Raw genomic sequence first — 18,276 nt, 5'->3', positions numbered from 1 at the left:
CCCAGAGGAGGCGACGTGGCTCGACGACTGCCTTCGGCGCCCCCCGTGCTGCCGGGCTTCTCGCACGTGCGCGTGCTGGGCTCGGGCGGCTTCGCCGACGTGTTCCTCTACGAACAGAACATGCCACGCCGGCAGGTCGCGGTGAAGGTCATGCTCAGCGAGGTCGTGAACGACCAGGTCCGGCAGATGTTCCAGGCCGAGGCCAACCTCATGGCCCAGCTCAGCGCCCACCCGTCGATCCTCACGGTGTTCCAGGCCAGCGTCTCGGCCGACGGCCGCCCCTACCTGGTGATGGAACTCTGCTCGTCGTCGCTGAGCGAACGGTACCGGCGCGACCGCATCCCCGTCGCGGACGTCCTCCGCATCGGCGTCAAGATCGGCAGCGCGGTCGAGACGGCCCACCGGCAGGGCGTGCTCCACCGCGACCTCAAACCGTCGAACATCCTCATGACGGCCTACGGCCATCCCGTGCTGTCCGACTTCGGCATCGCCGCGTCACTCAGCGAGAGCGAGCCGCAAGAGGTCGTCGGCATGTCGATCCCGTGGTCGGCGCCCGAGGTGTTGCTCGACGAGACGAACGGCACGATCGAGTCCGAGGTGTGGTCGCTCGGCGCGACGGTGTACTCGTTGCTCGCGGGTCGGAGCCCGTTCGAGGTCCTCGGCGGTGACAAGAACGGCGCCTCCGACCTGATCGGCCGCATCGACAAGGCCAAGCTCGTGCCCACCGGTCGGACGGACGTCCCGCCCACGCTCGAGAGACTGCTCGCGAGGTCCATGTCGCGTCGCCCCGAGAACCGCCAGGCCAGCGTCCTCGAGTTCGTGCGCGAGCTGCAGCAGGTCGAGAGCGAGATCGGCGTCGTGCAGACGCCCATCGAGGTGGCCGTCGACGACTGGGCCCTCGCGACCGTGGCAGACCTCGAGGACAAGACGCGCCTCCGAGGAGTGACCCCCGTGCAGGCCTCCCGGCGTCGTCGCCGACGTCGGGCGACCGAGGCCCAGGTCCAGGCGCAGCACGGGGGTTCGCTGCAACAGAGCCGCGCGGTTCCTCGCAGCACGGGAACGCGCCCGGCGCGACGTCGGTCCGTCCTCGTCATGACCTGGGCCCTCGTGGCGGTGTCCGTCGTGGGCATCGGCCTGGCGGCCGCGGCGACGCTCGTGCTCGTCCGATCGACGTCGACCGACATCCCCCGTGTGGCCGACGTCGCGTCGTCGAGCGACGGGTCCTCGGTGGTCTTCACCTGGAGCGACCCGGGACTCCGGGCAGGTGACACCTACGTCATCTCGACCGGTGGGCAGACGAGCCAGCAGTCCGCCGACCGGTTCGTCGCCACCCCCGCCGACCCGGGTGACGAGGTCTGCATCACCGTCACCGTGAGCCGCGGTGGGTCGACCGGCCCGGCGAGCAACGAGAACTGCGCGACGGCGGGTCAGGGCTGATGGGACGGCTGCTCGACTGGGCTGCCCGTCGCCGATCCGCCGTGGTCACCGGCGTCGGAGTGGTCGTGGTGGCCACGCTCGTGACGACGATCGCCGTGGCCAGCGACGGCTACGAGGCCCAGCGAGTGGACCTGTCCGACGGCACGGTCTGGGTGGCCAACGGAGAACGGTCCGCGATCGGCCGGGCCAACACCGACGTCCTGCAGCTGAACTCGGCCGTGCGCAGCACCGGTGCCGATCTCTCGGTCGTGCAGCGCGGGCAGGACGTCCTCCTCGTCGACCGCAGCAACGCGACGGTCGGCCTCGTCGACACCGCGACGGCAGAGGTCGCCGAGAGCGTCCCGCTGCCCCCGGAGTCACCCGACGTGTCGATCGCGGGCGACCGGGCGCTCGTCGTCTCGCAGGGCACGGGCGAGGTGTGGAGCCAACCGCTCTCCGACCTGTCCTCCTTCAGCAACGAGGTCGATCCCGACCTCAGCCTCGGCAAGGGGCTGGTCACCAGCGTCACGGCCGACGGCACCGTGGCCGCCTACTCGACCGACACCGGTCAGGTCTCGCTCTTCGACGGCACGGTGTCGCCCGACGTCACCGAGACGCACGACGTGCCGGCCTCGTCGACCGCCGGGTACCAGGTGGCCTCCGTGGGCGGCCACTGGGCCGTGCTCGACACCGTCGGGGGGGTCCTGGTCGTCGACGGACGGCAGGTCGACCTGTCCGACCGGGCCTCGGGTGGGCTCGCCCTGCAGGCCGGGTCCGACACGGGTGACGAGGTGCTGGTCGCCACGTCCACCGGCCTCCTGTCCGTGTCGATCGACTCGTCCCGGGTCACCGAGGTCGTCGGCGGACGCGAGGGCAGGCCCGCACGACCCGTGGTCGTCGGCGACTGCCGTTTCGCCGCCTGGGCGGGCGGTTCGGCGTGGAGCGACTGCGCATCGGCCCGCGGGGGAGTCCTCGACCTCGACCAGGTCGCCGGAGGCGCGGACCTCGTCTTCGACGTCAACGCACGCCGGGTCGTGCTGAACGATCCGGCGACGGGGCGGTCGTGGGCCGTCCAGCGTTCCGGCCAGCTGATCGACAACTGGTCCGACCTCTTCCAGGAGGACCGCGACCAGGAGGAGCAGCAGGAGAACGACGACGAGCAACCGCCCGAGCTCGATCTCGACCAGAAACCTCCGGTCGCCGTGGACGACGCGTTCGGTGCACGACCGGGTCGGGCGAGCACCGTGCCCGTCCTGCTCAACGACTACGACCCGAACGGCGACCCGCTCGTCATCGACGACGTGTCCGCTCTCGACGACTCCGTCGGCCGACTCGACCTCGTCAACGATCGGCAGCAGGTGCTGCTCACCCTCGCCGACTCAGCTTCGGGCACGTTCACGTTCGACTACACGATCTCCGACGGCCGGGGCGGCCAGGCGAGTGCGACGGTCGCCGTCACCGTTCGACAGCCGTCCGAGAACTCGCCGCCGCAGCAGGCGCGCAGGACGACCGCGTCGGTGTCGTCGTCGGGGCGCGTCACCACCTCGGTCCTGGGCGACTGGATCGACCCCGACGGCGACGCCTTCTACCTGACCTCGGCGGGTGGGGTGGCCGGGGTGTCGTACAAGCCGTCCGGGGACGTCGTCTACCAGGACGCCGGCGCGGGCGAGACGACCGTGGACGTCCCGTTGACGGTCTCGGACGGCCGTGACGAGGGGCGGGGGGCGCTCTCGATCGGCGTGATGGGGGCGGGTGAGGTGCCGCTCGAGGCCCTGCCGTTCTCACAACAGGCCTACGCGGGCCAGCAGCTGACCGTGCGACCGCTGACCTACGCACGGGGCGGTACGGGCACGATCAAGCTGAACAGCGTCCCGGCGAAGGACGGCGTCACCGTGACGCCGAACTACGAACAGGGCACGTTCCGGTTCCTCAGCGACGCGCCGGGGACCCACCTCCTCGAGTACACGGTGACGGACGGCGACCAGACGGCGACCGGCACGGTCCGGGTGGACGTCCAGTCCCCTCCGGACGCGGGCACACCCCCGATCACGACGCCCAAGACGATCTTCGTCGAGACGCTGGGCACGCAGACCCTCGACGTCGTGGCGACCGATCGCGACCCGGCCAACAACGTCCTCATGCTCACGGCGACCGACGTCGTACCCGCCTCGTCCGGCATCAGGGTCGAGACACTCGACCAGCGCTACGCCCGCATCACGCTCGCGGCTCCGCTCGACGACGGGCCGGTCTCCTTCGGCTACACCGTCAGCAACGGCCTCGCCTCGGCCACCGGTACGGTGACGGTGGTCGAGATCCCGCGCCGGGCGATCACCCAGCCCCCGATCGCGACCGACGACCAGGTGACCGTCCGGGTGGGGGACTCGATCGACATCGACGTCCTCGCGAACGACGAACAGCCCGACGGCGACGAGCTGACGCTGGTGCCACGGCTCGAGAGCGACGTCCCGGCCGGCAGCGGGTTGCTGTTCGCGTCGGGCAACCGTCTGCGGTACCTGGCCCCGTCCACCCCGGGCAACGTCACGGCGACCTACACCGTCGAGGGCCCGGACGGGCAGCGGGCGTCCGCCCAGGTCGCCATCGCGGTCCGTGAGGTCGACGCCGGCAGCAACGCGGCGCCCGCACCCCAGTCGGTGACGGCGCGCGTCGTCGCCGGCGAGACGGTCCGCGTGGGCGTCCCCCTCGACGGGATCGATCCCGACGGCGACTCGGTCCAGCTGCTCGGGGTGGGCACGAACCCCGAGAAGGGCAGTGTGTCGACCGTCGGCACCGACTACGTCGAGTACCAGGCGAACACCAGCTCGGCGGGCACCGACAGCTTCACGTACACGGTCGTCGACGGGTTGGGTGCCCGGGCCACCGGCACGGTCCGCGTGGGCATCTCGACCCGCGCCGACGGGTCGCGCAACCCGATCGCGGTCGCGGACGCGGTGACGATGCGACCCGGGGGTTCCATCACGGTCCGGGTGCTCGACAACGACTCGGACCCCGACGGGGGCGCGTTGTCGGTCGACGCGGTCGAGGCGAACGGCGACGGCATCGTCGCCAAGGTCGTGTCGGGGACGATGGTGTCGGTGACGCCCCCCGAGACACCGGGTACGTACGGCCTCGTCTACACCGTGTCGAACGAGCGCGGTGGCCAGAGCTCGACCTTCGTCACCGTGACGGTCGATCCGGACGCGCCCCTGAACTACCCCCTCGCCGACGACACGGTGCTCGGTCTCAGCGACATCGCCGGTCGGCAGACCGTGACGGTCAACCCGCTCGCGAACGTGTTCTTCTCGGACGGCAGCACGTCCCAGCTCGACCTCGGACTGGCGCCGGGCTTCGGCTCGACCGCCGAGGTGACGCCGAACTCGCGCGTGACCGTCCGCATCACCGACTCGAGCCAGATCATCCCGTTCTCCGTCTCGAGGAAGGACGACCCCGGCATCCGCGCCTACGCCTTCATCGTCGTGCCCGGTTTCGACGACGCCCTCCCACAGATCGACCGGACCGTCCGCCCGATCACGGTCGAGAGCGAGAAGGCCGTCACGATCGACCTCGACCGTTACGTCATCTCCGCCGGTACCAACGGCGTCCGACTGACCGACCCCGGAACCGTCCGGGCGACGAACTCGAACGGTGACGATCTCGTTGTCGACGACACGACCCTCCGCTTCACGTCGGCCGACCTGTTCTCGGGCACGGCCTCGATCTCGTTCCAGGTGACCGACGGCCGCTCGGCCGACGACCCGGACGGACGGACCGCGTCGCTCGTGCTGCCCATCACGGTGACGTCGCGAGAGAACCAACCGCCCGTCTTCAACGGCACCTCGATCGACCTCGAACCGGGCCAGTCCCGCACGCTCGACCTCGCCAGGCTCACCACGTATCCCTATCCGGACGACGTCGACGAGCTCAGCTACTCGGTCGAGCAGAGCGGCGTGGCGGGCTTCGGCTACGACCTGTCGGGGTCGAAACTCACGGTGTCGGCAGACGCGGGCACCGCCAAGGGGACGAGCAGGTCGCTGCCCGTCGCCGTGAGCGACGCACTCAATCCTGGCCGGAGCGGTGCCGTCACCCTGTCGGTGGTGGGATCGACCCGACCGCTCGCCCAACCGGCGGCCGACCGTGCCGTCGTCAAGCGCGGGGCATCGACCACGGTCGAGGTGCTGCAGAACGACCAGGCGACGAACCCCTTCCCTGGTCAGGCGCTCCGGGTGGTGGCGATCCGGGGACTGAACGGGTCGTCCGTCCCGGCAGGTGTCTCCATCACGCCGAGCGGTGACAACCGCAGTCTCGCCGTCTCGGTCGCGGCCTCCGCCGCCCCGGGCGACACGAACCTCCAGTACCAGGTGGCCGACGTCACGAACGACCCCGACCGCTACGTGTGGGGCACCGTCACGATCAGCGTGCAGGACGTTCCGAACGCCCCCAACGCACCGGTCCGATCGGGCACGTTCAAGGGGGGACAGCTCACCCTCAGCTACACGGCTCCCGCGGCCAACAACTCGCCGCTGACCGGCTACCGTCTGACCGGCACCGGCTCGGCCGGCGGCTCGTACGCCAAGGACTGCGGACTGGCCACCGTGTGCACCCTGACCGACCTCGACCCAGAGCAGACCTTCCGGTTCTCCGTCACCGCGGTCAACGGCATCGGCGAGTCGGCGGCCAGCGCTTCGAGCGACCCGTACAGCGCCGACTACGTGCCCGCGGCGCCGACCGGGGTGAGGGTCGTGCCGACCAGCACCGCCGGTGAGCTCCAGATCTCCTGGAACGCCGTTCCCAAGCCGAGCCCCGGCACCGCCGTCGTGGGCTACACGGTGGAGGGCACCGGCCAGAACGCACCTGCACGACGTGACACGACGTCGACGTCGACGGTCGTCGGCGGGCTCGTCCCGGGGCAGCCGTACTCCTTCAGGGTCTTCGCCCGGAACGCCGCCCAGGTCACCAGCGACACCGACTGGGCGCGGAGCGACGCCGCGCAGGCCTCCGCCTTCGGTCCTCCCGGTCAGACGGCACCGAGTGCCGTGGTGCAGGCCGACGGTTCGATCAGGGTCTCGTGGTCGGATGCGTCGCCGGCCGGGTCCTCACCCGTCAGCTACTCCCTCTGGCGAAGCGAAGGCAACGTCGCGGGTACGGACTGTTCCCCGTCTCGGACGCGACTCTCTTCGAACGCGTCCAGCCCCTCGGACGACAAGACGGCCGAGAACGGCAAGCGCTACACCTACTTCGTCTACGCGGACAACACCGTCTTCTGCTCCGCCTCGGCGACGTCCGTCTCCAGCCTGCCGGGGAAGGCACGAGGAACGGTCACCGTCGCGAACAGCGGACAGGACCGGTTCGACGTGCGGGTGACGGATCTCTCCGTCGAGGGTGACGCCGACGGCGTCTTCTTCCAGGCGAAGTTCGGGGACAAGGACTGGGTGACCCCCTCGGCGGACGGTTACGTGACGTCACTCGCCGACTCGTCCGTCTACGGTCGCAACGCGTCGGTGGTCATCCGTGCGTGCCGGGCGACGAGCTGTTCCAACCAGAACTCGGATGCGAGCGCCGGTGTCACCCCGCTCCAGACCGTCGGGGAGATCACCTCGTGCCAGCCGGCGGGAAGGCTGAACACCAACGATCCTCGAAACGGCGGCGGCAGCACCTCCACCACGTTCGAGATCCAGTACAACGTGCCGATCCTCGGCATCACCAGCTGGCGGAACGCTTCGTCCGACGATCCGACGGCCGTTCCTGAGGGCGCTCAGCAGGCCCGGATCAAGGCGACGGTCGTCCCGGCGAGCGGCGATCCGCAGACTGCCGCGGGCTGGGTCACGGCAAACTGTGGCTGACGCCGCGACTCCCTCCCTCGAGAAAGACACGACACGATGAGCATGACCCCCGAGCAGGCGACCTGGTTCTCCGACATCTTCGGGCGCCTGGTGGCCAACGTCGACCAGGTGCTGCTGGGCAAGACCTTCGTCGTGCGGCTGTCGTTCACGGCTCTGCTGAGCGAGGGGCACCTGCTGCTCGAGGACTTCCCGGGCACCGGCAAGACCTCGCTCGCCCGTGCGATCGCTCAGAGCGTCCAGGGCACGAGCAACCGGGTCCAGTTCACGCCCGACCTCCTGCCCGGCGACATCACCGGCGTCAGCATCTACGACCAGAAGGCCGGTGAGTTCGAATTCCACCGCGGGCCGATCTTCTCCAACATCGTGCTCGCCGACGAGATCAACCGGGCCAGCCCCAAGACGCAGTCCGCCCTGCTCGAGGTCATGGAAGAGAGCCGCGTGACGGTGGACGGCATCAGCCATCCCGTGGATTCGCCGTTCATGGTGATCGCCACGCAGAACCCGGTCGAGCAGGCCGGCACCTACCGTCTTCCCGAAGCCCAGCTCGACCGGTTCATCATGAAGACCTCGATCGGCTACCCCGACCACGCGGCGACCGTGCGCATCCTCGAGGGCTCGGCCACACGGGTCCACGAGGGCAGCCTCAACCCGATCGTCCAGGCGGGGGTGATCACCGAGATGGCCCAGCTCGCCCGCACGGTGCACGTCGAGCCCACCATCAGCGACTACGTCGCCCGACTCGTCGACGGGACGCGCACCGCCCAAGAGGTCCGTCTCGGCGTGAGCGTGCGCGGTGCGTTGGCCCTCGTCCGCTCGGCCAAGACGTATGCGGCGTCCCTCGGCCGCCACTACGTGATCCCGGACGACGTCAAGTCGCTCGCCGAGCCCGTGCTCGCCCACCGTCTCGTGCTCGACCCCGAAGCGGAGTTCGACGGCGTCACACCGTCCAGCGTCGTCAGCCAGCTGCTCATCGAGACGGCGCCACCCGCCGAACGGGTAGCCGTGTGAGCGAGCGTCCCCGAGGCACCGACCGGGCCGCCCGGCCCGTGCCGGGGTCGACCGCGGACGGTTCCCGTGCCGGTCGCACCCGACCGCGGGGCGGCACGCGTGGCGTCGACCAGCGCTTCGATTCCGCGTTCTCGACGGGAACGCAAGGCCTGACGAACGCCCGCACCCGGATCGTCGGCGATCGCACCGGCATCGGCGCGGACCTGCTCGTCCTGCTCGTCAGGACGACCCGCGGGACACGCCGCGCCGTCCGCGGGGCCTTCACCAGCGCCTCCTCGGTGGTCACGCCCTTCGGGTGGTCGATGCTCGTCGGCGCACCGGTGGCGCTGCTCGTCGGCTACCTGCTCGGCTGGACCGAGTTCGTGGTGGTCGGCTTCGCCGCGATCGTCCTGCTGCTCGTCGCGGGGCTGGCGCTCATCGGACGCAACTCCGTCCGCATCACCCTCGAGATCCCGCACGAACGGGTGGCCGTGGGCGCAGAGGCCGCCGGCACCGTGCGGGTGCGGAACGCCAGCGGCCGTCGCATCCTCGGCGTGTCCGTCGAGGTACCCGTCGGCCCGGGGCTCGCCGAGATCGACCTGCCGAGCCTGCGGTCGGGTGACGAGGTCACCGAGTCGTTCGACCTGCCCACCACGCGCCGGGGTGTCGTCGCCGTGGGCCCGGTCAGCACCGTCCGTGGCGACCCCGTCGGCCTCGCCCGACGCGAGATCGAGTGGACCGGCGTCACCGAGGTGTTCGTCCACCCCCGCACCATCGGCATCCCGAGCACGAGCACGGGCCTCATCCGCGACCTCGAGGGAAACCCGACGCGTGACCTCTCGCCCAGCGACATCTCGTTCCACGCCCTCCGTGAATACCAGCCCGGCGACGAACGACGGAACATCCACTGGAAGTCGACCGCAAAGACGGGTACCTACATGGTGCGGCAGTTCGAGGAGAGTCGGCGCAGCCACCTCGTCATCGCCCTGAGCCTGGCGGCCGGCGACTTCGCGAACGAGGACGAGTTCGAGCTCGCCGTCAGCGTCGCGGGCTCGCTCGGTGCCCGGGCGATCAGGGACGCGCGGGAGGTCAGCGTCGTCGTCGGAGCGACCACCCCCGAGTTCGCCAAACGCAAGAACCTCGAGATCCGCTCGCTGAGCACGCTGACGCGCAACCGGCTGCTCGACGAGCTCGCGGTCGTCACCACGGCCGAGTCCGCCCTGGCCATCACCGACGTCTCACGGGTCGCCGGCGACCAGGTCGTGGGGATCTCGGTGGCGTTCCTCGTCGTCGGGTCCACGACGACCGTCACCGAGATGCGCGCCGCCGCCATGCAGTTCCCCGTCGGGGTCGAAGCGGTCGCGATCGTGTGCGACCCCGAGACGGTCCCCGGCATGAGGCGCATCGCCGATCTCACCGTGCTGACCATCGGCTTCCTCGAGGACCTGCAGAAGTCGCTCGCCCGGACGGCGAGCGCATGACCGCCGTCGACGAGGTCCGGACGCCCGGAGGGCCGGTGACGCCTCCTCCCCGCGCCCGGTCACGCACCCGGCCGTCGCGACTGCGGGCGCCGTTCGTCACCTCCGTCGTCGCGCTCTTCGCCGCCTCGCTCGGCACCGCGGCCGCGACCTTCTGGCCGGTGTACGAGAGTGCTGCCTTCGTGGTGCTCGTCGTCGTCGCCTTCGCGCTCGGCGTGGTCATCGCGCTCGGGTCGGCCGTCCTCCGACTGTCGAGCGTGTGGGTGTTCGTCGCCACGGTCGTGGCCTACCTGGTGCTCGGCGTGCCGTTGGCCGTGCCGTCGCAGGCCCTCGTCGGCGTGCTGCCCACGGGCAGGGGCCTCCTGACGTTGCTCTCGGCGACGGCTCTCGGCTGGAAACAGCTCGTCACCATCGCCCTGCCGGTGGGCAGCTACGAGGCCTTGCTGGTGCCGGTCTTCGTGCTCGTCCTCGTCGGCACGGTCGTCGGTCTGTCCGTCGCGCTCCGCGGGCGACGCGGAGAACTCGCCGTCGTCGTCCCGGTCACCGTCTGGATCACGGCGATCGTGCTCGGTCCGGGAGAAGCCTGGTGGCCCCGCGCCACCGGAGTCGCCGTGCTCGTGACGGTGGTCGCCTGGGTGGTCTGGTGGCGCCTCCGTCGGCGCCGCGTCGCGCTCGACGCCCTCACCGCCCGTGACGCCACGACCTCCACCGGCCACCGCCCGGTGGCCGTCCGGGCCGTCGTCGGCTCGCTCGCCACGCTGGCCGTCGCCGGTGCGGCCGGCACGCTCGCCGTCACGGCGGTTCCGCCCGCCACCTCGCGGACGGTGGCCCGCACGGTCGTCGAGCAACCGTTCGACCCCCGCGACCACGTCAGTCCGCTCAGCGGCTTCCGGGCCTACGAACAGGAGCCGACCGTCGACCAGACGCTCCTCACGGTCTCGGGCCTCCGCGACGGCCAGCGACTGCGCATCGCCACGCTCGACACCTACGACGGTGTCGTCTACAGCGTCGGCAGCGGCGAGGTCGACAGCGCCTCCGGGTTCTTCACGCGCGTGCCGTCTGACGTCGACCAATCCGAGGTCGACGGAGATGCGGCCACGGTGGACGTCACCGTCGGTGCCTACGACGACCTCTGGCTGCCCACCGTCGGCCGACTCGAGTCCGTCTCGTTCGACGGAGCGACGGCGGATGCACGACGGGACGCGTTCTTCTACAACGACCTGACGGGCACGGCGGCCGTCCTCGGCGGACTCGGGCCGGGCGACTCGTACCGGCTGGACGCGGTCGAGCCGCGCCAGCCCGGCGACGCCGAGCTCGACGCGCTCACGCCGGGGACGGCCACCGTGCCGACACCGCGGGACGTGCCCGACGAGCTCTCCTCCTCGGTCGAGGAGGACGTCGCCGGGGTCCAGGGGCCGGGGGCGCGCCTGCAGGCGGCGCTGAGCGCGCTGCGCGAGGACGGCTACGTGAGCCACGGGGTCAGCGCCGACGAGCCCGTCAGTCGATCGGGGCACGGGGCGGACCGCATCGCCCAGCTCTTCACCGACCCCGTCATGATCGGCGACGCCGAGCAGTACGCGACGGCGGCCGCGCTGATGGCCGACCAGCTGGGGTTCCCCGCGAGGGTCGTCATGGGATTCGCGCCCGAGACCGACGGTGGCAGCGTCGAGGTCACCGGGCCGGACGTGACGGCCTGGATCGAGGTCGACACCGCGCAGTACGGCTGGGTGGCCCTCGACCCGAACCCGGCCGAGCGGCCGATCCCCGAGGACCAGGTGCAGGACCCCACGCAGATCTCGCGTCCCGAGTCCGTCATCCAGCCTCCGCCCCAGGACCCTCAGGTGCGGGACGACCAGACGCCGCCGCAATCCGAGCAGGACGATCCCGAGACCCCTCCGGCCTGGTTGGCCGTCGTCCTGGCGATCGTCCGGATCGCCGGTTGGAGCGCACTGGTCGCCGGCCTGCTCGCGGCCCCGTTCGTGACGATCGTCGCCCTCAAGGCACGGAGGAGACGCCGCCGCCGGACGGCGACCAGTCCTTCCGCCCGCATCAGCGGCGGCTGGCACGAGTTCCAGGACGCCGTGGTCGACCACGGCATCCGCACCCCGCCGGCCGCGACGCGGAGCGAGGTCGCCGCCGTGGTAGGTGGTTCGCGTCCCGCGGTGCTGGCACGCGTGGCGGACCGTGCGGTGTTCTCGCCGAACCCGCCCGCCGAGTCCGACGCCGACCGCGTGTGGACGGCCGTCGCCGAGATGCGTCGGGCCCTCGGGGTGGGGCTCACGAGGCGGCAGCGGTTCGCCGCGGCGGTCTCGCTCCGATCTTTGCGTGGTTACCATGGGCGCACCCCTCCCGAGCGACAGAGGAACGACTGATGTACTGCCCCACCTGTGCCAGCCCCCTGCCCGTCGGCGCGATGTTCTGCGGCGAGTGCGGTCGGGCGGTCTCCAGCGCAGACCTCGCGGCCGCCCGCCGTCGGGCCGATGCCGCCGCCGAGCACGTCGACGCCACCAGCGCCCCCGACCTGCCCGAGGCTCCTTCGCGGGCGGCGTCGCACCCCCGCCGCGACGCTGCGGAGCCACCGTGGTGGGTGCGTGACCGTCGGACCGACACCGACACCGACACCGGCGCGGCCGAGGTCGACCTGCCCGGTGCCCACCACGCCCGGCCCGTGGCGCCCACGTCGGTTCCCGCACCCCCGGCCTGGCCGGTCGACGACCGTCCGGTCGAGCGCGGAGCCGAGGACGACCCTCGAGCACCGTCCGAGGAGGCGCAGGCAGAGTCCCCGATGGCCCCCGGCCCCGACGGTCCCGCGCTCCGCGACGGCCAGGTCGACGCCCTCGGAACGGTGGCTCCTGATGCGGTCGAACAGCCCACTCCGCTCCGGTCGCCCGCCAAGCACCCCGGCAACGGGCCACGCCCCACATCGGCCCCGCTCTGGACCGCGTCCCTGACGCCCGTCGGTTCGGACGATCCGTCTCCCGACGCGGCGTCAGCCGCCGAGTACCCGTCCTCTGAGGCGACCGACATCCGCCCGGACGACGAGGTCGAGATCGCCGAGGTCGAGTCGTCCGACACCGACGACGGCGCACGTCCGGCAGATGTCGACGACGGTCAAGAGGCCGACGGCCTCGAGGTCGCCGCGTCCGGTGAGCCCACCCCCGCATCCGCTCCCACCCCCGAGGTCACACCCGACGACCCGGCGGCGGCTCCTGTGGGGCGCCCGCCTCTCGTGCGTCCGACGACCGACGTGCCCCGGGACGGCGACACCGCCCCGGTGGCCGCGCTCGGCCGGGACTTCCGTCCGCCGATCCCTGGCGGGCCCCGTCCCGCTCCCGTCGAGTCCGGTCGTCCCGCGCCCGTCCCGCTCGTCGAGCCCGCGCCGCTCGTCCTACCGGGCTCCGCCGTCGTCACCGAACGGTGCACGCACTGTGGCGCAGCCGTCGGCGAGGACGACATCTTCTGCGGTGAATGCGGTGCGGTCGTGCAATCGGTCGCCCTGTCGTTCACGGGCCCCGTCGTCCCGCTCCCACCCGAATGGCGACCGGACGACGAGTCCGTCCTCCGCCGTGGTCCCGCCACCGAGGACGGCGAGGCCGTCCGATCGGGCATCGACGACGCCGGCACCGGCCAGGGCGATCCGGGCCCCCGCGGCGACGTCCCCGCACAGGGTGATGCCGACGACCAGCAGCAGGCGGCGCCACGCCCGGCCCCCGAGCCGATCGACCACGTCCCGGGCTTCCGGGCCGAGCGACCGGCCGTGACCCCGAGGCCGACCGTCGCCGACGTCCCGCCGGCCCCGACCTCGTCGTCGGCCCCGCCCTGGCGTCCTCGTCGTCCCCCCGTCGACCTGCCGGTGGACGACGACGTCGACGAGACCCGCATCGTCCGCCGTGGCGGCCTGGGGACCGAGTACGTCCTGCAGTTCAGCACGGGCGAGAGCATCACCGTCGACGGCACGGGTCTCGTCGGCCGGGCACCGACGCCCCAGCCGGGGGAGCGGTTCGACCAGCTCGTCCGCATCGTCGATCCCGGGAAGTCCGTGTCGAAGACGCATCTCGAATTCGGTCAAGAGGGTGGAGCCCTGTGGGTCAGCGACCGGTGGTCCGGCAACGGCACGGTCGTCCGCCCTCGTGACCTCCCTCCCCGCAGGGCCGATCCGGGCGTCCGAGTCCGGGTGACACGCGGCACCCGGGTCGAGATCGGCGAGCAGTTCTTCGTCGTCGTCTGACCGACGACTCCTCCACACGCGGCAGGGTCGGCGAAACCTCCCCGGCCCCGCCCACCCGGCACCGAATGCGGCAGGCAGTCCGCTCCACTAGGGGTATGAACTCGTCCACTCCCGCGTCGTCGTCGACCTCTGTGACGCGGTCGACCCCCATGGCGTCGTCGACCCACGCGACAGCGTCGACTCCCGTGACGTCCCCGGCCGTCGCATCCCGCGTGCGGCTGCCGTCGGCACCGGTCGAACCCCGTCCGACGGCCGCGCCGGTCGCGGCGATCACGACGGGCGCCGTCGTCTCGGGGTGCGGTGCGCTCGTCCCCTGGAGCGGCCCGCCTGCCGTCCTCGTGTCCTCCGTCGCGACGGCTCTCGCGGTCCTCGTCGGCTGGGCCGTCGACCGCGTCGTCGGAGCGACCCTCACGGCCCGTCGCGAACGATCGCGATTCCTGCGGTCCCTCGACGCGGTCGACGAGATCGTCACGCGCCTCCGGGCGGCACGGTCCCGTGAACTGGCCGACTGGTACCCCACGGCCGATCGGGTGGGTGCGTCCGACGCCGCACGTCGTCCGACGCGGGTGCTGGTGCTCGGGGTGGGTCGCGCCTCCAGCGGGCTCGTGCTCGAGGGGCGTCCCGAGGACGACCTCGAGCCGGGTGACCCGGCCGTCGCCCGACTGGCACGCCTCCGGGCCGAGGCGGCCACCCTCGACGGGGCGCCGCTCTGTGTTCCCCTCTCGTCGACCGTCCGGGTCGTCGGACCGCCCGTCGTGGCCGAGGCCGTGGCGTCGGGCCTCCGCCGTCAGCTGCGGGCGGCGGGGGCGTCGGCGGCCCAGGCGGCCGAGGCCGTCGACTGCGTGCTCGTCGGTGCGGTGCCCTCGGGGGGAGTCCTGTCCGAGGCCGAGCCGCCCCCGGTCGACACGGTCGTCGTGATCGGTCCGGACGGCGAGGCCACGGTCACCCTCAAGGACGGTCGGCCGTGTCGGCAGAGCCTGCGGGTCGCGTTCGTGTCGGTGCTCGACGACGCCGTGCGATGCGTCTAGCGGGCGAGCCCGCTGCCGAGACGGATGCGGCCCACGAGACCGTCACCGCCGGTGACCTTCTCGAGCGTGTGCTCGATCACGCGATCGGCGGCGGCCGCGTCGACGGCCCCTTCGTCGACCAGGAGGCGCAGCGCGACCAGGGTGCCGGCCCTCACGTTCCCGTCGAGCACCTTCACGGCCACGGCGACGCCGTCGGTCGTGCCCATCACCATTACGCCCTCGGCGCCCAGCTTGGCCAGCACGCCCAGCTCGTCGATCGTCACCGTGTTGGCGCGCCCGGGGCCGTCGATCGCCCAGGCGTCGCCGAGGACGGCCTCGACGAGGTGCGCCGCGTGGTCGTCGCGTCCCGCGCCGGTCGGGCGGACCGACCCGGTGATGCGGGCGATGGCCCGGGCCAGGCCGACCACGGTGGTCGCGATCACCGGGGCGCCGCAGCCGTCGACACCGGCGTGGTCGACGGTCTCGCCGGTGAACTCGGCGACCGTCTCGCGGACGGCGGCCTGCAGGGGGTGGTCGGTGGCGACGTAGCTCGACGGGTCCCAGCCGTTCTCGGAGCAGGCGAGCAGGAACGAGGCGTGCTTGCCCGAGCAGTTCATGGCGAGGCGGCGCTTCGCGGACGCCTCGCGGGCGCTGGCCCGGTCGCCGGGCCAGTCCGGGGGGCAGAGCAGGTCGTCCTCGGTGCTGCCCGAACGGCCGAGCAGTGCCTCGACCACGTCGAGGTGGGCCCGCGTGCCGGCGTGGCTCGCCGTCGCCAGGACGGCCTGCGGGCCGTCGAGCGAGACTCCCGACCGCAGCACCGTCAGTGCTTGCAGCGGTTTGAGGCACGAGCGGGGGTAGATCGTCGCGTCGGCGTCTCCGACGCGACGCAGTTCGTGCCCGTCGGCATCCACGACGACACCCGCACCGAGGTGACGGCTCTCGTCCCAGCCCGAGCGTTCGAGCACGGCCAGCTCGACGCTGCCCGAGGCGGTGAGGGGGTGACGGGAGGGCACGGCGGGGCGGGGGTCGGTCATGATGGGGAGTGTATCGAGGCCCGCCACGCGACCACGTCGCACCGACGAGGGGCCCGAGAGGGAGGCAGCATGCTCGACCACGACTACGCCGTCGACGTCCACTGGACGGGCGACCGGGGCGAAGGCACCACCTCGTACCGTTCGTACGGCCGGGACAACACGATCGTCGCCACCGGCAAGCAGCACGACATCCTGGCGTCGGCCGATCGAACCTTCCACGGTGACGCCGACCGGTGGAACCCCGAGGAGCTGCTGCTCGCCGCACTGGCGCAGTGCCACCTCCTCAGCTACCTGCACGTCGCCGCCACCGCGGGCGTGGTCGTGGTCGCCTACGAGGACGCCGCCGTGGGGCGCATGACGCAGACGCAGGACGGCGGCGGTCGCTTCACGTCGGTGACCCTGCGACCTCGGGTGACCGTCGCCGACGACGACATGGTCGAGCGCGCCCTCGAGCTGCACGCCGACGCGAGCCGCAAGTGCTTCATCGCGGCGTCGGTCGCCTTCCCCGTCGGCCACGAGCCGACCGTGGTGGCGGCGTCCAGAGAAGCCGACCGGGCGTGAGGCACAATGGCACGGCACCTCCGCCGCGCCGAGTCCCACGGCGCGAGCCCCGTCACTCCGACCGAGAGATCCCCATGCGCCGCTCCCTCGCCCTCCTGGCCGTCCCCGCCCTCCTCCTGTCGTTGGCGGCCTGCGCCGGCGACGCCGGCGGGTCGTCCGACACCGCGACGCCGACCAGCTCGGCGTCGTCGACGTCCGACGTCCCGCTGCGGGCCTCGGGCGAGCCCCAGGCCCCGCAGGCCGGCTTCCCGACCGTCGAACTCGACGCCGACGGCCGTCCGACGGTGACCGTCCCCGAGGCGGACGCGCCGACCGAGCTCGGCGTCGAGACCCTGATCAAGGGCGACGGCGCCACGGTGCAGGCCGGCGACACCGTCACCGTCCAGTACCAGGGCGTCATCTGGAACACCGGCGAGATCTTCGACGAGAGCTGGTCGCGCGGTGCGCCGGCCACCTTCTCGACCGACCAGGTCATCACCGGCTTCGCGGACGGCATGGTCGGGCAGACCGTCGGGTCGCAGACGGTCGTCGTCATCCCGCCGGCCGACGGCTACGGCGAGGCCGGCGCCCCGCAGGCGGGCATCTCGGGCACCGACACGCTCGTCTTCGTCATCGACATCCTCGCCGTCTCCTAGTCGGCCGTCGCCGTCGACCTCCGAGACGACTCCTCGATGACCCGCACCGCGCCTCCTCGTCCGTCCACCCGTGTCCGTCGAGGACGGATCGTCGCCCTGGCAGCCGTTCCGCTCGTCGCCCTCGTACTGAGCGGTTGCACGGGGGGTTCCGACCAGCCGTCTCCCACGGCGAGCGGCGCCTCCGGCGACTGCAAGGCGCCGGCGTCGGGGTCCCTGTCCGACGGCGTCGACGTCACGGGCGAGGTCGAGGCCGCGCCCGAGGTCAGCTTCGACACCCCGCTCGAGGTCACGTCGACCCAACGCACGACCCTGGTCGAGGGCAACGGCGAGGTCGCCGGGCCGGGCGCGGTGGCCAACGTCCGCATCGCGGTCTACGACGCGACCACCGGGGCCGAGGTCACGTCGGCCGGTTTCGACGAGGGCCAGCAGCCCACGCAGCTCACGGTGAGCACCGACTACTACGTGCCCGGCATCGTCGACGCGATCGCCTGCGTGCCCTCGGGCAGTCGCACGGTGACCGTCGCCTCTGCGGCCGACATGACGACCGCGACCGCGGGGGAGCAGGCCGCCACGCCCACGCCCGTGGTCATCGTCGCCGACGTCGTCTCCATCGTGCCGACCAAGGCGACGGGCGAGTCCCAGCCTCCCGAGGACGGCTTCCCGGCGGTCGAGCTCGCCGACGACGGTCAGCCGACCGTGACTATCCCGCCTGGCACCGACCCTCCGTCCGATCTGCAGATCGAGGTCCTCAAGAAGGGCGACGGCCCCGTCGTCCCCGACCCCGCGAACGTCACCGTCCAGTACCAGGGCGTCAACTGGACCACCGGCGAGGTCTTCGACCAGAGCTGGGGCAAGGGCACGCCGACGCCTTTCTCGACCGACCAGGTCGTGCCCGGATTCGCCAAGGCGATGATCGGTCAGACGGTCGGCTCGCAGGTCGTGGTGATCATCCCGCCCGCCGAGGGCTACGGCGAGGCCGGCCAGCCCTCGGCCGGCATCGGAGGCACCGACACGCTCGTCTTCGTGATCGACATCCTCGCCGTCGCCTAGCCACGGGTCGCCCAGCCGGGGGTCGCCCAGCCTTGGGGTGCTG

The 18,276-nt window shown here is 72.0% G+C and carries 11 protein-coding genes; 10 read left to right on the top strand and 1 reads right to left on the bottom strand.

The annotated features are described in order from the left end of the window. The first annotated feature begins 15 nt into the window (after nt 1-15). The 7 genes from BIV04_RS02745 to BIV04_RS02715 all read left to right on the top strand — a co-directional run bounded on the left by BIV04_RS02745 (nt 16) and on the right by BIV04_RS02715 (nt 14,974). Nucleotides 16-1,437, top strand: coding sequence for a serine/threonine-protein kinase (locus tag BIV04_RS02745; protein WP_071253911.1), 1,422 nt, complete (start codon nt 16-18; stop codon nt 1,435-1,437). Beyond that, nucleotides 1,437-7,253, top strand: a complete 5,817-nt coding sequence (locus BIV04_RS02740; RefSeq protein WP_071253909.1) for an Ig-like domain-containing protein — start codon at nt 1,437-1,439, stop codon at nt 7,251-7,253. The genes BIV04_RS02745 and BIV04_RS02740 overlap by 1 nt, the downstream gene beginning before the upstream one ends. Nucleotides 7,254-7,289: 36 nt before the next feature. Next, nucleotides 7,290-8,261: a MoxR family ATPase gene (locus BIV04_RS02735; protein ID WP_071253902.1), complete on the top strand. Its 972-nt coding sequence runs from the start codon at nt 7,290-7,292 to the stop codon at nt 8,259-8,261. Next, nucleotides 8,258-9,721, top strand: a complete 1,464-nt coding sequence (locus tag BIV04_RS02730; RefSeq protein ID WP_255364121.1) for a DUF58 domain-containing protein — start codon at nt 8,258-8,260, stop codon at nt 9,719-9,721. The genes BIV04_RS02735 and BIV04_RS02730 overlap by 4 nt, the downstream gene beginning before the upstream one ends. Further along, the gene (locus BIV04_RS02725; protein ID WP_083396076.1) at nt 9,718-12,090 is read left to right on the top strand and encodes a transglutaminase-like domain-containing protein; all 2,373 of its coding nucleotides are present in this window, start codon (nt 9,718-9,720) and stop codon (nt 12,088-12,090) included. Before BIV04_RS02730 ends, BIV04_RS02725 begins: the two co-directional genes overlap by 4 nt. Beyond that, entirely contained in the window at nt 12,090-13,946 is a 1,857-nt protein-coding gene (locus BIV04_RS16655; protein WP_071253900.1) for a zinc-ribbon domain-containing protein, read from the top strand. Before BIV04_RS02725 ends, BIV04_RS16655 begins: the two co-directional genes overlap by 1 nt. Before the next feature lie 185 nt (nt 13,947-14,131). Further along, a complete protein-coding gene (locus BIV04_RS02715) occupies nt 14,132-14,974 on the top strand; it encodes a hypothetical protein (RefSeq protein ID WP_143048513.1) in 843 nt (280 codons plus the stop codon). On the opposite strand, the gene BIV04_RS02710 is transcribed toward BIV04_RS02715, so the two are convergent. After that, the gene (locus BIV04_RS02710) at nt 14,971-15,987 is read right to left on the bottom strand and encodes an asparaginase (protein ID WP_071253894.1); all 1,017 of its coding nucleotides are present in this window, start codon (nt 15,985-15,987) and stop codon (nt 14,971-14,973) included. The two genes, BIV04_RS02715 and BIV04_RS02710, sit on opposite strands and share 4 nt — an antisense overlap. Before the next feature lie 69 nt (nt 15,988-16,056). Between BIV04_RS02710 and BIV04_RS02705 the strand changes: the two genes are divergently transcribed. The 3 genes from BIV04_RS02705 (at nt 16,057) to BIV04_RS02695 (ending at nt 18,233) form a co-directional block, all read left to right on the top strand. Next, complete coding sequence (locus BIV04_RS02705; RefSeq protein ID WP_071253892.1) at nt 16,057-16,548, top strand: OsmC family protein; 492 nt, start codon at nt 16,057-16,059, stop codon at nt 16,546-16,548. Nucleotides 16,549-16,622: 74 nt separating this feature from the next. After that, a complete protein-coding gene (locus BIV04_RS02700; protein WP_055972195.1) occupies nt 16,623-17,183 on the top strand; it encodes an FKBP-type peptidyl-prolyl cis-trans isomerase in 561 nt (186 codons plus the stop codon). Nucleotides 17,184-17,219: 36 nt separating this feature from the next. After that, nucleotides 17,220-18,233: an FKBP-type peptidyl-prolyl cis-trans isomerase gene (locus BIV04_RS02695; RefSeq protein WP_071253890.1), complete on the top strand. Its 1,014-nt coding sequence runs from the start codon at nt 17,220-17,222 to the stop codon at nt 18,231-18,233. Nucleotides 18,234-18,276 lie beyond the last annotated feature (43 nt).

The sequence above is a fragment of the Frigoribacterium sp. MCBA15_019 genome, from assembly GCF_001864945.1.
In the GTDB taxonomy this organism is placed as follows: Bacteria; Actinomycetota; Actinomycetes; order Actinomycetales; family Microbacteriaceae; genus Frigoribacterium.
Note: the sequence above shows the minus strand (reverse complement) of the source record. Positions and strands in the feature narration are given on the sequence as shown.

Excerpts from the sequence above, each read along its gene's own strand:
- BIV04_RS02705 (WP_071253892.1), top strand. The coding sequence starts at position 16,057 with ATGCTCGACCACGACTACGCCGTCGACGTCCACTGGACGGGCGACCGG.
- BIV04_RS02740 (WP_071253909.1), top strand. The coding sequence starts at position 1,437 with ATGGGACGGCTGCTCGACTGGGCTGCCCGTCGCCGATCCGCCGTGGTC.
- BIV04_RS02725 (WP_083396076.1), top strand. The coding sequence starts at position 9,718 with ATGACCGCCGTCGACGAGGTCCGGACGCCCGGAGGGCCGGTGACGCCT.
- BIV04_RS02695 (WP_071253890.1), top strand. The coding sequence starts at position 17,220 with ATGACCCGCACCGCGCCTCCTCGTCCGTCCACCCGTGTCCGTCGAGGA.
- BIV04_RS02700 (WP_055972195.1), top strand. The coding sequence starts at position 16,623 with ATGCGCCGCTCCCTCGCCCTCCTGGCCGTCCCCGCCCTCCTCCTGTCG.
- BIV04_RS02710 (WP_071253894.1), bottom strand. The coding sequence starts at position 15,987 with ATGACCGACCCCCGCCCCGCCGTGCCCTCCCGTCACCCCCTCACCGCC.
- BIV04_RS02735 (WP_071253902.1), top strand. The coding sequence starts at position 7,290 with ATGAGCATGACCCCCGAGCAGGCGACCTGGTTCTCCGACATCTTCGGG.
- BIV04_RS16655 (WP_071253900.1), top strand. The coding sequence starts at position 12,090 with ATGTACTGCCCCACCTGTGCCAGCCCCCTGCCCGTCGGCGCGATGTTC.